Genomic DNA, 15,509 nt, shown 5'->3' with positions numbered 1-15,509 from the left:
GAATCAATGAGAAAAAAAATTAAAAATAAACGTTAACTTCAGCACCAAAATGAGTCGATCTCGTGCACTTGATTTGCACTGCTCACTTTCATCCGCCGCAGGTGGTATACATTGACCGCCCTATCCAGTTGGGTCCATTTCAAGACAATAATAGGGATCAAGGGAATCATCTCGCCTAAAAAACAGCTCAACCCTGTCGGAAACATTTATACTTTCATTACCTGTACTCTTCTTGTCTATATGGATACTGGTGTCAAAAACCTGGAACATGAAATAAATGCTCTCATCATCCCATAAGGCCCTGAATTCTGTGGCTGTGTCAGGTGGGTCACACCAAGGCGAACCAAAATCAGTTAGGATATGGGCTATTTTCCATAACCGGTCATCCGCCTTTCCGGTAATGTGCAATTGATTGGTGGGTATGGGCTTTACTAAATATTCTTTCATTTAACCATAAAAGTTTCTTCTCATGAATTTCCGAATAATTTTAAAACATTTGGACTAGATACGTTGTTTAAATTTTAAAAGGGTTAAATAGAAAACGGGGAAGGAAGATCTTTGGTTATGATTCATGGACCAAAACTAACAACAACAGGTGAGTTACCAAATTTGGATTATCATATGTTTATTGACAGAGTTATAATTAAAATGTCTTCGTATTCTGCCTCCATGTCAAATTTTATCAATACAAACTTGAATTGAACCTAAATGAGATACCTGTTCTATTCTTGCTATACCAGTTATTATTGATGGGCTTTCTTTGGGGGAAAGGACCCAGTTTCGCAAGGATCCAATAAACTTTTTTTATCAGACAACACAACCAATTTTCCTTTTGAACATCCTAGGTAAAAAACAAAAATAAAATGAAAATGAAATTTTTGAATGTAATGACTCTGTTGTTGGGAGGTGCCATGCTTTTTTCCTGCAACTCAGAGAGCGAAAATAATTGTCCTGAAAATTTTACCGGAGCCTTGCTTGCGGAGGAAGAGCCATTGGTGGGGGAGTGGACCTTGTCAGGTGTAATGTCAGCAAAGGAGATTGATTTGACTGATGATGATACGGACAATCCTTTAAAGGATATTTTTGCACAATATGATGAATGTGAGAAGGATGTGGTTTACATCTTTAAAACAGATCGCAGCTATACCTATGAGGTGGGTCGTAACGTGGATGATTGTGATTACAGCGTCCCTTCCAGGGGTACTTGGCAATTACGATCTAAAAATTTGAGCTTGGTTACCTCGTGCCAGCTATACATTACCGCTCTGGAATTCAACGAAGAAGCAACGGAATTCTCATATTCCAATATTTATAACATTACAGATGTGGACGGGGGCATTATTCAAACCAGTATTGAATTTACCTACACCTTGGTTCCTTGATGACCATTGCATGAATACATTTGTTTTATGGGTGCCAAGATCGAATAAAGATGTTCCTTCCCCTGATGTCATGGTAGGGAAAAAAGTCTAAAATACAGTTTATCGCATGGTCGGTATATAGATTTTGGTTCTCCCAATCAGATAACAAAATGAAAGCCAGACAATCCATGGATTGTCTGGCTTTTTATTTTTTGGTTTATTTTAATTTTTTCAAACACCCTCCCAAAAAGATCAATGGTCCAACCGAAATCAAGCAAAAAAGTGAACTCCAAATATAATGGATTGGGTAATTTTCATTTACTTTAATACATGTTGGTAACCCGTGCAAGACCTACGGCTCTTTAAAAGTGGAAAATAGGGCTAAAATCTGTACGTCCCGGCATTACTTTCCGTGGCCGTAAAATCATGTACGCCCATTTAAGGGGGTGCTTTCATGTTTTTTATTGGAGCAATATGAAAAATATGGATTACAGCCACTTTAAAACATTAATGATAAGCAAACAACATCCATCATGAAAGAACTAAAAAAAGAAGATATCAAACAGGAGGTATTCGACCTGTACGATGATTATGCACATAACAAGATCCAAAGACGGGAATTCATTGAAAAGCTTGGTTTATATGCTGTTGGGGGTGTTACAGTTGCCTCACTCATGAGTTTTTTGATGCCGAACTATGTGGACACCATGTTAGTGGACAAGAATGACCCCAAGCTAGATTCTGGTTATATTACCTACAATTCTCCAAAGGGTGGTGGAGAAATCAAAGCTTTGCTATCAAAGCCAAAGGATGCCAAAGGTAAACTAGGGGGAATTGTGGTGGTACATGAGAACAGGGGACTTAATCCTTATATTGAGGATACAGCAAGAAGGGCGGCATTGGAAGGATTTATTACCATAGCCCCAGATGCACTTACCCCATTTGGAGGTTACCCCGGCAATGATGACGAGGGAAGGGAAATGCAGCGAAAAAGGAACCGTGATGAGATGCTGGAAGATTTTATAGCAGCATTCGATTATTTGAAGGCTCATGAGTATTGTAGTGGTAAAATTGGTGTGGTGGGGTTTTGTTTTGGTGGATGGATCTCCAACATGATGGCTGTAAAAGTGCCTGATTTGGAAGCAGCAGTACCTTTTTATGGTGGCCAACCCACGGAAGATATCGATAAGATAAACGCCCCATTGATGCTGCAATACGCAGGCTTGGACGAAAGGGTGAATGCCGGATGGCCCGCTTATGAAGCAGCACTCAAGGAAAACGGAAAGGAATATTCCGTTTTTATATATCCAAATGTCAATCATGGTTTCCATAATACCACTACCCCCAGATACGACAAGGAATCTGCTGAATTGGCCTGGACGCGAACCATTGACTTTTTCAAGGATAAGCTAGGCTAAGAACGGGCAAATGAATTATGATTTTTCACCTTTCAGACTTTTCAACGAGATCATCCATGTCTAATTGAACGGGAGAGATTTAAGGCAACTCTTTTTTTGAAGATTAAACAGGGAAATTCTGGGAATAAAGGGATTTTTATAAAAAGTTGTCCAAGGTGTTTCAGTAAACTTGGTGTATTAAAACGGTTGATAAAATTAGGACTGGAGGGCCATTATTGTAATGGTTCAAATATTTTTTTATGAGCATCAATGCTTATAAACATTCTCCTTTTCAGACATGTCCCTGAAAAACTTGAACCGGTTAACGGTCTCTTCTTTAAGTATATTGGCCATGCTATAAAAAATGGCATTCACCACGCTATAGGCCCCAACCATTCCACCAAAGTAAAAACTATGGGAACTATTGATTAGGATGGACAGGTCGCTTTCGCCCATTAATGGGGACAGGTCGGAATCTACGATGGCCACCGTAGTGGCGTTTCTATCCTTGGCAAATCTTAAGGCGTCAATTGTTTGGTTCTGACATTTGTCCAAACAGATGCCCACCACAACATCCCTCTCACAAAAGTGTTCCATATTCAAAAAAAGTTCACCATGATATTCGGTGCTTGCATGAATATGGGAAACAGCCGATCTACAGATACGCTCCATATAGTTAGCCACTAATCCAAGATGGCCCAAACCCACTATGTAGGTGTGATTGGAACCAATGATGGCACGAGCTATTTTTTCTATAACATCAAAGGATATCGCTTCATAGGTTTTTTGCAACATCATGATGTCCCCCAATATGGCATCTTGTGCCACTTTTTGTGGATTGTTTTGGGATCTTACTTCACGGATCATTCCGGTAAATACGGAGTCGACCCTGGTCAGTTGCACCTCTTGTTTCAATAATTCCTTCAACTCAAAAAAACCATTGAGGCCAACGGCCTTGCATGCCTTTACCACTGTGGCCGGATTAACCCCCAAATGATCTGCAAACTCCTCCATCCTCATCAAAACCACCTTGTCCGGAAAATCCAAGGCAAATTGGATCACCAATTTTCTTTTCCTGGAAAGCTGGGAAATACAGATATCCTTGATTTGTTGTGTGCTCATAATTAGAAAATTAGCGAATATAAGCAATATAAAAGCCTTAAAAAACAATATTAATATTACTTTTTTGAAAAAAACAACAGTAATGTTGTTAATTGAAGATTTTTTTATAATTTGTTGATTCATTTTTTATGTTGATTATGGAAAATGTTCTAAATGTGGGGTTTACCAACCGGAGCAGTTTGGGGCATTTGCTGTTTATTGCGAATTCCCTAATTGAACACCTTGGATTGACAAAGCCCCAAATGGTGATGCTATGAAGAAATACGATGTTCTTGTTGTTGGGGGAGGAATATTTGGTATAACCGCAGCTGTGGAACTGGCCAAAAGAAAATACAAGGTATGTCTGTTGAATCTAGATTCCGTGCCTCACCATTTGGCAGCATCCATGGACGTTACCAAGGCAGTAAGGATGGAATATGGTTCCGATATCGAATACTTTACAATGGCTGAAAGGGCTATTGGAATTTGGAAAGAATGGAATGCTTTCTTTGGAAAAACCCTCTATCATGAAGTGGGGTTTTTAATGCTTTGCAAAGAATCTTTGGAAAGTGGAAGACAGGACTTTGAAAAGCACAGTTACCATGAATTGTTGAAAAAGGGGTATGGTGCTGAACGCTTGTTGCCAAGTGAAATATCGAAAAAATTTCCTGCGATTGATTGCAAGGCGTATACCGAGGCCATCTATAATCCGATAGGAGGATATGCGGATGCAACCCTTACTTTGACCACGTTATATGCACATGCCAGAGAACTTGGTGTGGAAATTCTTGAAGGACAGACAGTGAATAGATTTGATGTGATTGATGGCGCAATAAAAGGAGTAAGTACAGAACAGGACAAAAAGTATGGGGCAGAACATGTTTTGGTTTCCGCAGGGGTACATACTCCGGTACTGTTGCCCGAATTGAAACCTTATATGAAATCCACGGGTCATCCCGTTTTTTGGCTCCGCCCACTTGATCAAAGGAATTTTGATGCCGAAAAGTTACCTGTTTTTACAGCGGATATCTCCAATACTGGGTGGTATGGATTTCCTTATTTAAAGCAACAGGGCATCATTAAGATCGCCAAGCACTCCAATGGCAATACCATTGACCCTGAGAGGGGGAACAGGCATGTTACCGATGCGGAGGTTAGTGAGATGAGGTCTTTTGTGGCGGGAACCTTTCCAGAATTGGCAAACGCTCCATTGGTGTATACCCGAAAATGTTTGTACACGGATACATTGGATGGGCATTTTTGGATTGACAACCATCCTAAAATAAAAGGTCTGTATGTTAGTTCGGGTGGGAGCGGCCATGGGTTGAAGATGGCCCCCTTACTAGGACCAATGGCAGCGGATGTAGTGGAAGGCAAGACCCATGAATTTTCTGAACGGTATCGTTGGCGTCATCTAACCAAGGAAACTGTTCAGGTTGAAGAGGCCAGGTATGTCATAGACCGAAAGATTTAAATAAAGAATAGCCCCAAACTCCAGTGCGGATGTACGGATATTGGGAAAAACTTATAAACCAAATGGACCGCAATAGCTATCATGACGAAAATTATCTCGTTCAAGAGCTAAGAAAAGGCTCAGAGGAAGCCTATGGCCATTTGTTTAAGCAATATCATCAGGAACTTTGCAATTATATGGCTGCCATTTCTGGAGATCTGGGACTGTCTGAGGATATTGTGCAGCAATCCTTCATAAAACTATGGTCCAATAGGGAAAAACTCTTCTTAAAAGAAAAAAGTCTTAAAAAATACCTCTTTAAGATTGCTTATAATCTTTTCATCGATGGCAAGCGGAAGGAAAAAAAGGAATATGAACTTTTGGAAAGCCTAAAACAGGAAGCCTATCTTGATATGTTGGAGACCGATACCTCCTTGTTCGAGGAACGCCTCAAAAAAGTTGAAGCTGAAATCGAGAATTTACCGGAACAGTGTAAAATGGTGTTTCTTTTAAGTAAAAAGGAAGGGCTCAAATACAAGGAAATTTCAGAAAAACTACATATTTCCATTAAAACCGTTGAAGTGCATATGACCAAGGCCCTTAAGCGCCTAAAGGCCCAACTCTCAATATTCTTCTAGGCTTTACGCTATATCCAACAATTAATTCTTTATTGGTTTTTAAGGATTTCGCAGTCTGTTTATCATCTTAAATGTTAAAATTTTACGATGTGGTAAGGGTTTTTTAAAAAAACCACGTCTGTTGTATAAAGAGATAAAAGATATCCAATGACCAAACTCGACATCCGGAGGATTATAACCAAGTACATTAACCAGGAGGCTTCCGCTGAAGAAATGACCATTTTGTATGAATGGGTAAAAAAAGGGAACAATCAAGAGGTTTTTAAAAAATTGGTACAGGCCGATTTCCTGATCAACTACCAAAACCGATCATCATGGGAATCCGAAGAAGCTTTCAAACAATTCTTGGAGACCATCAAAGAAAAGGAAAGCAAAAAGGTTCGCAGGTTGTTTACGGATAAGCGCGTGTGGAAGTATGCCGCTGCGGTGGTGGTTCTGTTGGGCTCTTCGGTCTATTTCATGGTTGCCCGAAATGCATCGTCCCTAACGGAACCCCGATTGGACCCGAACCAAATAACACTTCAATTGGACAATGGTGAAGTTATAAGTTTTGACCCCGATATTGACGTGACCGTTAAAAGTAAGAGTGGGGGAACAGTTGTTTCCTTGAAAAAAGGTGTTCTATCACAAAACGATATGGCAGATTCAAAGGAAAGATCAAAAATGAATGTATTACGGGTACCATTCGGTAAAAGTCTTTCCCTAACTCTCCAAGATGGATCTGTGGTTATGCTCAACTCCGGTTCCACACTTACATATCCGTCTTCTTTTGCGGGTATGGATAAAAGGGAGGTGCGCTTGGAAGGTGAGGCATTTTTTGAGGTGGCCAAAAACCCTGAACAACCCTTTATAGTAGGAACAAAAAGTATGTATACCCAGGTTTTTGGTACGGTATTCAACATTTCGGCCTATGCTGAGGACAATGTTGCAGAAGTTGTTCTGGTCGAGGGGTCCGTGGGGATTGGGTCTCCGGATAATACCTTGGCCGATAACCTGCAAATGCTAAAACCCTCCCAAAGAGCTTCCAGTAAAGGAGAAGTCGGCGATCAATTTTTGATTGAAAACGTGGATGTTACCCCGTATATCTCATGGACTCAGGGAATTTTGTCCTTTGAGAACGAGGAAATGTCAGAAATCATTAAAAGACTGCAGAGGCAATTCAATATAAAGATTGTCAACAAACATGAAAAACTTGGGGAACGAAGGTTCACCGGTATGTTCGATGAGGAAGATCTTGACCGCATCCTAAGGACCATACAGGCCCATACCCATTTCAGTTATTCCAAGGTAGGAAATACAATAACCATTACGGAACCGCAAAAAAATAATGCCTATGATGTGAAAAAATGAAATGACCAATAAACAAATACTAACTGACTAGACTAAAATAATCATGAAAAAAAACCAAACTTTATGTACCTGGGTCCGAGGGCTCAGTAAAAATGTATTGTGTTGCTTGTCCTTGTTGCTTCTCTTTAGTTTTGGCAACGCAGCCAACTGTGCACAGGACGATGTTGTTACCATGAACTTTGAAAATCAAAGGATTGGCGACATTTTTGAAACCATCACAAAATCTACCGGATACAAATTTTTCTACGAAGCCTCTGAGGTAAACCTTAATAGAAGTGTGACCATCGCAAGCAAGGACCTTTGTATAGAGGACTTCTTAAAGCAGCTTTTTAGGGATTCTGGGTTAAACTATGAGGTGATTGCAAGGCAAATTGTAATCAAGAAAATTGGCGAGCCAACTTTGCCCTCATTGTTGGCCAAGAAAAGAATTGAAATCCAAGAACTGCAGGCCGTGCTTTCGGGAACTGTATTGGATGAGGCAGGAGTTCCATTGCCGGGCGCAAGTATTGTGGCCAAAGGAACAACAGTGGGGACCACTACGGATTTTGATGGAAAATTTGAACTTTCCGTTCCATCTGGGGTAACCGTTATATTGGTTAGCTATATCGGGTACAAGCCCAAGGAAGTGAGTGTTGCAGGACAGACATCGGTAACCGTTAAAATGGAACCGGATGCCGCTGCATTGGAGGAAGTAGTGGTAGTAGGATATGGTACCCTTGCAAAAACAAAGGTTACAGGTTCTGTGGTGTCCATTACGCCAGAAACAATTGTGAATGTTCCGACCATTACACCAGAAGGTGCCTTGATAGGTCAAGTTTCCGGTGTACAGGTGCAGGAAGTTTCTGGAGAGCCGGGTGCCGCCCCAAATATTAGGATTAGGGGATCGGGTTCTATTTCTGCAGGAAACGATCCGTTGTTCGTTGTGGATGGAATTCCAATTTCCCGTAACCTGACTTCTTCCAGCCAATTAGGATCTTTGTCCAACCAGTCACAGGCTTTTCAACCCCCTACAATCAACCCATTGGCAACCTTAAATCCAAATGATATTGAATCCATGCAGGTATTGAAGGATGCAAGTGCTGCTGCCATTTATGGATCTAGGGGAGGTAATGGTGTGTTATTGATAACAACCAAAAAAGGATCCAGTACAGAAGAAGGAGTGTTCTCTTTTGATTCTTATGTTAGCATCCAATCGGTAGCCAATAAGATCGATTTGATGAACGCTCCGGAACTCATCGATTATACGAGGGATGCAAGGAACAACAATTATCTAGTGGATGTTCCTGGTGCCTCCGCGGATGATCCGATCGGGCCCGGTGACCGTGGCAATACAAACTATGAAATGCCAGAAGCCTATGTGAACTGGGATGGTACCGATACCGATTGGCAAGACTTGATTTTTAAGACAGGTGTTGTACAGAGCTATAACTTCTCATACGCTTCCCCAATCAGGAACAAAACAAGTTTTTATACATCCGCAGGATATTTTTCCCAAAACGGAATAATTGAGAAATCCAAGTTTGAAAGGTATTCTGTTTTATTGAACCTTAATTCGCAATTGACCGAAAAACTGAACCTGGATGTGAGATTGTCACCCACTGTGACTGAGAACCAAAGGGTTCCTGCCAATTCTCCATATTTTGCAACGCCTCCAGGAATTGTGTACTCGGCCATAGTACATTCCCCAGTTGTAAAACCGTACAATGAGGATGGTACTATAAACCAATTGAACAACCAATCCCATTTGGGCGGTGGAACCACAACTGCCAGTAACCCGTTGGCCATCATCGAAGGGGTGGATGATCAGATTTTCCAATTTCAAAACAGGGGAACCCTTGGTTTGACGTACGATATCCTTCCCGAACTAAGCTTTAAGACTTTTGGTGGTGTTTATATCAATTTGTTCAACCAAGATTTTTACAGGGCCAACACCTTGTTGCTTCGTAATTCTACTGTAGGTAATCCTTATGGTCAGGCATCCTCTTCTACTGAAACCAACTGGTTGTGGGAGAATACTTTAAGCTGGAAAAAGGAATTGGGGGACCACTATGTGGATGCGGTCTTGGGATATACGGCCCAAAGGGACAATGTACGATTGGAAAGGGTAGTGGCCAATAACTACCCAGATGATTTGGTGACTACCATTAGCGGTGGGCAGGTTTATGCCGGAACATCGGTAAAGGAACAGTGGTCGTTGCTTTCCTCCCTATTTAGGGTCAACTATAGTTTTAAGGACAAATATCTTTTTACGGGGACCATCCGTTCCGATAAATCTTCCCGTTTTGGAAAGAACAATCAAACAGGATATTTCCCCTCATTCTCAGTGGGATGGCGTTTGAACGAAGAATCCTTCTTATCATCTTCGGAAACGATATCTGAATTAAAGCTAAGAATGAGTTGGGGACAGACGGGTAACTTTGAGATACCAAACTATGGTGCCGTAGGACTTTTGTCTCCCCAAAACTACAACTTGGCAGGTAATGAGGTCAACGGTATTGTTCAATCTACCATTCCTAACCCAAATTTAACTTGGGAAAAATCCGAACAGGTTGATGTAGGTCTGGAATTGGGACTCTTCAATAACAGGGTGTTCGTGTTGGCGGATTATTATGACACCAAAACAAGGGATCTATTGTTGAACGTTGCCATTTCTTCCGTATCCGGTTTTGAAACCACTTTGAGAAATCTTGGAAAGGTTCAGAACAAAGGTTTTGAGATTGCATTGAGCACCAAAAACTTTGTAGGCGATTTTAGCTGGGATACCGATATCAACTTCTCAACAAACAAAAATGAGGTTTTGGCATTGAATGAAGGAAATGAGCCCATCTATTCTACCGGTAGTGCAGGAATTCGTCACGTAACAAGGGTAGGTGATCCCATAGGCAGCTATTATGGTTATGTTGTAGAGGGTATTTATCAGACCCAAGAGGAAATTGACAATGCTCCTTTTGATACCCAAGCTCCTAACCCTGGACCTGGTGATTTTAAATTCAAGGATATTGATGGAGACGGACAGATCACCCCTGATGATAGAACCGTAACAGGAAGCTATTTCCCAGATTTCACCTGGGGTATCAATAATAAATTTAAGTTCAAGAATATTGATTTCGGTTTTCTGGTTCAAGGAGTTGAGGGTAACGAAATCCTTAACCTAACCGGAAGACACCTGTTGAACGGGGAAGCCAATTTTAATTCCTATGCCGCGTTCAACGATCGTTGGAGATCTGCATCCGATCCAGGTAATGGATGGGTTCCAAGGGCGGACAGGGGAACTGGTAACCATGGTAATAACCAAAGACCATCATCTTTTCAAGTAGAGGATGGATCCTATATCCGTTTGAGAAATGTTACCCTAGGATACACCTTGCCTACCAATAATCTGTTCGGTAGTAAGATCCAAAGACTACGTTTCTACATTACAGGTACCAACTTGTTCACCATTACGGACTATTTGGGCTACAATCCCGAGGTAAGTAGTATCACAACAAATAGTTTGACTCCGGGAGAAGATTACGGGGCTTTTCCATTGACCAAATCCTTTACAATGGGAATAAACTTAAAGTTCTAACCTAAAAACGGAAAAAAATGAAACGAATACTATATATAATACTGAGTACGGCCCTTTTTGTAGGCTGTAGCGAAGATTTTACCGACCTGGCACCGATCTCCAATCGAAATGAGGCAGATTTCTACCGATCTGCTGATGATTTTGAAGTGGCCATCAATGCCAGTTACAGGGGTTTACAGAGCACAGGTATCTACGGACGCGGTTATTGGACCATGTTTGAAATGAGGAGCGACAATACTGATCAAGGACCTGATGCAACCGGTCTTGCAAGACAGTATACGGAGATCAATGCTTTTACAGAGGACGCTTTGAACGAACAGGTGTCAACTGCCTGGAGTGAATCCTACAAGGTGATTGCAAATTGCAACGTTATTTTGGAACGTATCCCAGATGTAGAAATGGATGTGGCCACTCGCGATAGGATTGCAGGGGAAGCTCTATTTATCCGTTCCTTGATGTACTATCATTTGGCCATTGCCTTTGGTAACGTTCCCTTGCAATTGGAACCCTATGTGGCCGGTGATGAATTGGTTCAAGTATCGGAAAGTGTTGTATTGCAACAATTGGTCACAGATTTGGAAACGGCGGAAGGTTATCTTCCAGTTTCCTACCCTTCCAGCAGTGTAGGTAAGGCCACAAAAGGGGCTGCGGCAACACTATTGGCTAAGGTACAGCTTACCTTGGGTAACAAGGGGGCAGCTGAAACTGTATTGCGTAGGATCATTGCAAATTACGGATATGATCTGGTACCTGAATATGCTGATTTATGGGGTATAGATAACGAGAATAATGAAGAATCCATATTTGAGATACAGTTTATAAGTGGAGGTATTGGCCAAGGGAGTTTGTTCACCAACGATTTTTCTCCAAGCTCGGCCCTACAAGTAGGTGCCGGTTATGGAAGGAACAGACCTACGGTATCCATGCAAGAGGCCTATGAGGATGGTGATTCCAGATACGGTTCCTCCATGGGAGATTCTTTTGTAAACCTAGATGCCGAAGTGGTGGAAGCCCTATACATTAAAAAGTATCAGGCAGACATAGCTATTGAGAATGATTCTGACATCAACTTTGTTGTCTTTAGATATGCAGATGTTCTTTTGATGTTGGCCGAGGCATTGGGTGAAACGGATGAAAGCTATGATTTGATCAATGAAGTACGGGAAAGAGCGGATTTAGTAGGGATAAATGCCGCCACTCCAGGTACATTCGAGGAGAAACTGCTCCATGAAAGAAGGGTAGAACTTGCCTTTGAAAACCATAGATGGGCCGATTTAAGAAGATTCAATGCCATTAGCAAGGTTATGGAGGCAGAACCGGTGATAACGGCAACGCGTGAGTATTTCTTTATTCCACAACGCGAAATGGACATTAACCCCAACTTCGTACAGAATTAAAAATGAATTAGTTAAAACAAGTTCTTTTTTCATTGTTGTGTTAGTTTGATTGATAGGTTCCCATACCATGAATTGCCTACTTAGTACTATGGGTACCCATCAACACTGATCAATGATGAAAAACGAAATAAATAGGTTGCGTCAAATGATGTGACCAGTGGATCGATTTCAAAAATTTAATGAATAAATACAGTAAAAATGAGAAAATTAACATTGGCATTATGCTTAAGCCTTGCCTTCACTTTGATGCAGGCACAAGAAAAAAAAGTATTGAATATTATAGCCATTGGGGCGCACCCCGATGATTGCGATTCTAAATTTGGAGGCACGGCGGCCCTATTTGCAAAAATGGGACACAATGTGAAATTCCTGGCGCTTACCAATGGGGATGCTGGTCACCAGAGCATGGGTGGTGGGCCTTTGGCCAAAAAACGCAGACAAGAGGCAAAGGATGCCGCCAAGGCATTGGGTATTGCGGAATATGAAGTACTGGACAACCATGATGGTGAACTCTTCCCTACATTGAATGTGAGGCTAGAGGTCATCCGTCGTATCCGTGAATGGGATGCCGATATTGTATTGGGACTTAGGCCCAATGATTATCATCCAGATCATAGAAACGCCGGCTCCGTTGTTCAGGATGCGGCTTATATGAATATTGTTCCCAATGTTGCCCCAGACACGCCTCCTCTTAAAAAGAATCCTGTTTTTCTTTATATGAGCGATCATTTTCAAAAGCCATATCCATTCCAAAAAGATATTGCCGTCATTGTAGATGATGTCATTGACACCAAAGTAAAAGGATTGGCCGCCCATGATTCCCAAATGTTCGAGTGGTTGCCATGGACAACAGGTACAGACCTTTCTACCATTCCTACCGGTGAACAGGAACGTTTGGTATGGTTGAAGAACAAGTGGATGAACAGAAAGCCTGATGCAAGCACCTTGGAAGCGGCAAAAAAATGGTATCCAGGCAGGGACATGTCCAAAGTACAGCAGATAGAATTCTTTGAAATCTGCGAATATGGAAAACAACCCACGGAAGAGGAAATCAAACAACTGTTCCCGATGTTGGGAGGCAAGTAACCCCAAAACCAAACCCAGGAAGAAATCCAGATAAATAACCAACTGACCATCAATGGAGAATAGCAAGTCCACGACCAAGAGATACTATCATATAATCGGCCTGGTAATGCTGGTATTCTTTGTAATATCATTCATAACCAATATCCTCAATTCTATTATAGTAGATGTGAAGGACAGTTTTGACCTTAGCCTGACATTGACAGGCTTACTCCCGTTCACTTTTTTTATAGCTTATGGAATCATGTCCATACCGGCCGGATTCCTTTCGGAAAAGTATAGTGAGAGGACACTACTGTCGGTTTCATTTTTGGTCATGGCACTTGCTTCCCTGGGATTTGCCTTGGTACCCCAATATGGAGTATTCAGCATAACATTGTTTACCCTGGGTTGCTGTATGGCTGTATTGCAGGTCATTATCAATCCAATGTTGAGGGTTGCGGGAGGTGAGGAACATTTTGCGTTCAATTCGGTACTGGCGCAATTGGTTTTCGGAGCAGCCTCATTTTTAAGTCCTTATTTATATAAATATTTGGTGGACAAGAAGGGTACACAAGGAGATGCCATAGCGGAAACATTGCGTTCGTGGGTACCCGAAAACCTTCCTTGGGCATCACTTTATATAGTGTTTGCGGCTATATCCGTACTGCTGTTCATTTATGTTTTTATGACGAGGTACCCCAAATTTGAGAAAAATGAGGATGAAAAGGCCGGGGATGGAAGCTCCTATTGGGATCTATTGAAAAACAAATGGACCATACTGTATTTCTTGGGAATCTTTTGTTACGTGGGTACAGAGCAAGGAGTGGGTAATTGGATTTCACAGTTTTTGTACCAATACCATGGATTGGACCCACAAACAGTTGGGGCGGATACGGTATCCTATTTTTGGGCCATGCTTACTGTTGGATGTCTTTTAGGCCTTGTGCTCTTAAAATTTATGGACAGTCGCAAACTATTGATATTCGCAACGGCAATAACTATTCTCTTCTTGGTGTTGGCCTTGATTGGCTCTTCACAAATGGCTTTGATAGGTTTTCCCATGGTTGGGTTCTTTATCTCGGTCATGTATTCCATCATCTTCTCATTGGCCCTTAACTCTGTAAGACAGCACCATGGCTCGCTATCGGGCATTCTTTGTACAGGGATTGCAGGTGGTGCGGTAATCCCATTCATTGTTGGGGGATTAGGTGAGATGATGACCCTTAGATCTGGAATGTTCTTTTTACTTGTTCCACTGGCTTTCATTTTAACCATTGGATTTTGGGCAAAACCTTTGGTCAATAACAAGACCATTAACCTAAAAAGAGAAAGTTAAGTCCATGAAAAAGGAAGTTATAGGGGTAGATATTGGTGGTACCAATATTAAAGCGGGTAAGGTGTTCAACGGATCGGTATTGCAAAGCCACTTGGTAGAAGTCAACCGAAATGATACCGAAGAAGCCACACTCCAAAAACTCTTTGAAAGCATAAATAAGGTAATGGCCGGTTCCGTTGAAGCCATAGGTATTGGAGTCCCGGCGGTGGTAGACCCGGAATCAGGCATTGTATACGATGTGCAGAACATTCCTTCATGGAAAAAGGTTCCCTTGAAGGAACTGGTTCAGCAAGAATTCAAAGTGCCCGTGCAAATAAACAACGATGCCAATTGTTTTGCATTGGGCGAAAAACACTTCGGAAAGGCCAAGGATCATACAAACTGTGTGGCCCTTTCGTTGGGAACGGGACTCGGCATGGGTATTTTAATAGACAATAGGTTGTACAATGGTGTTTTGTGCGGCGCGGGAGAAGTGGGCATGCTTCCCTATAAAGGTGGTATTATGGAGCATTATGCCGGCAGTTTTTTCTTTGATGAAAAGTATGGGGAATCTGCCAAGATCCTATATCAAAAAGCCTTAAAAAAAGATGCGGCCGCACTAATGGCCTTCAACGAATATGGGCACCATTTGGGAGAGGCGGTCAAGGCCATTCTCTACATGTATGCCCCGGAGGCCATCATTCTTGGTGGGTCTATAAGCAATGCATATGCTTTTTTTGAGCAGTCATTAAAAGGTGCATTGGATTCATTTGCCTATCAAAAACAATTGGAACATTTTAAAATCAAAACATCAGATTTGGTGGATTCACCCATATTGGGTGCAGCTGCACTATGTCTGTAAAC

12 protein-coding genes are annotated in these 15,509 nt (G+C 41.6%); 10 read left to right on the top strand and 2 right to left on the bottom strand.

Annotated features, from left to right (window positions below):
* Positions 1-120: 120 nt before the first annotated feature.
* A complete protein-coding gene (locus tag GTK07_RS16035) occupies positions 121-447 on the bottom strand; it encodes a sugar-binding protein (RefSeq protein ID WP_163636260.1) in 327 nt (108 codons plus the stop codon).
* Positions 448-869: 422 nt separating this feature from the next.
* Here GTK07_RS16035 and GTK07_RS16030 point away from each other — a divergent pair, with 422 nt between their 5' ends.
* Positions 870-1,382, top strand: coding sequence for a DUF5004 domain-containing protein (locus GTK07_RS16030; protein ID WP_235932899.1), 513 nt, complete (start codon positions 870-872; stop codon positions 1,380-1,382).
* Positions 1,383-1,894: 512 nt separating this feature from the next.
* Positions 1,895-2,779, top strand: a complete 885-nt coding sequence (locus GTK07_RS16025; RefSeq protein ID WP_163636258.1) for a dienelactone hydrolase family protein — start codon at positions 1,895-1,897, stop codon at positions 2,777-2,779.
* 246 nt (positions 2,780-3,025) lie between these two features.
* Here GTK07_RS16025 and GTK07_RS16020 read toward each other — a convergent pair whose 3' ends face one another.
* On the bottom strand, positions 3,026-3,880 hold the full coding sequence (locus GTK07_RS16020; protein WP_163636257.1) for a MurR/RpiR family transcriptional regulator: 855 nt from the start codon (positions 3,878-3,880) through the stop codon (positions 3,026-3,028).
* A gap of 253 nt (positions 3,881-4,133) precedes the next feature.
* On the opposite strand from GTK07_RS16020, the gene GTK07_RS16015 reads away from it, so the two are divergent.
* The 8 genes from GTK07_RS16015 (at position 4,134) to GTK07_RS15980 (ending at position 15,507) form a co-directional block, all read left to right on the top strand.
* Positions 4,134-5,333 (top strand): NAD(P)/FAD-dependent oxidoreductase, encoded by a 1,200-nt coding sequence (locus GTK07_RS16015; protein WP_163636256.1) that lies wholly within the window; start codon positions 4,134-4,136, stop codon positions 5,331-5,333.
* A gap of 29 nt (positions 5,334-5,362) precedes the next feature.
* Positions 5,363-5,950 carry an RNA polymerase sigma factor gene (locus GTK07_RS16010; RefSeq protein ID WP_163636255.1) on the top strand — a complete coding sequence of 196 codons (588 nt, stop codon included), beginning with the start codon at positions 5,363-5,365 and terminating at the stop codon, positions 5,948-5,950.
* A 147-nt stretch (positions 5,951-6,097) separates the two neighbouring features.
* Positions 6,098-7,300 (top strand): FecR family protein, encoded by a 1,203-nt coding sequence (locus tag GTK07_RS16005; RefSeq protein ID WP_163636254.1) that lies wholly within the window; start codon positions 6,098-6,100, stop codon positions 7,298-7,300.
* Between the two features lie 43 nt (positions 7,301-7,343).
* Entirely contained in the window at positions 7,344-10,868 is a 3,525-nt protein-coding gene (locus tag GTK07_RS16000; RefSeq protein ID WP_163636253.1) for a TonB-dependent receptor, read from the top strand.
* Between the two features lie 17 nt (positions 10,869-10,885).
* Positions 10,886-12,265 carry a RagB/SusD family nutrient uptake outer membrane protein gene (locus GTK07_RS15995; RefSeq protein ID WP_163636252.1) on the top strand — a complete coding sequence of 460 codons (1,380 nt, stop codon included), beginning with the start codon at positions 10,886-10,888 and terminating at the stop codon, positions 12,263-12,265.
* Between the two features lie 198 nt (positions 12,266-12,463).
* Positions 12,464-13,351 carry a PIG-L deacetylase family protein gene (locus tag GTK07_RS15990; protein ID WP_163636251.1) on the top strand — a complete coding sequence of 296 codons (888 nt, stop codon included), beginning with the start codon at positions 12,464-12,466 and terminating at the stop codon, positions 13,349-13,351.
* Positions 13,352-13,403: 52 nt separating this feature from the next.
* Entirely contained in the window at positions 13,404-14,666 is a 1,263-nt protein-coding gene (locus GTK07_RS15985; RefSeq protein ID WP_163636250.1) for an MFS transporter, read from the top strand.
* A 4-nt stretch (positions 14,667-14,670) separates the two neighbouring features.
* Positions 14,671-15,507, top strand: a complete 837-nt coding sequence (locus GTK07_RS15980; protein WP_163636249.1) for an ROK family protein — start codon at positions 14,671-14,673, stop codon at positions 15,505-15,507.
* The last annotated feature ends 2 nt before the right edge of the window (positions 15,508-15,509 follow it).

This window comes from Flagellimonas sediminis, from assembly GCF_010500845.1.
Lineage (GTDB): Bacteria > Bacteroidota > Bacteroidia > Flavobacteriales > Flavobacteriaceae > Flagellimonas > Flagellimonas sediminis.
This window is presented reverse-complemented; position numbering and strand designations above follow the sequence as displayed.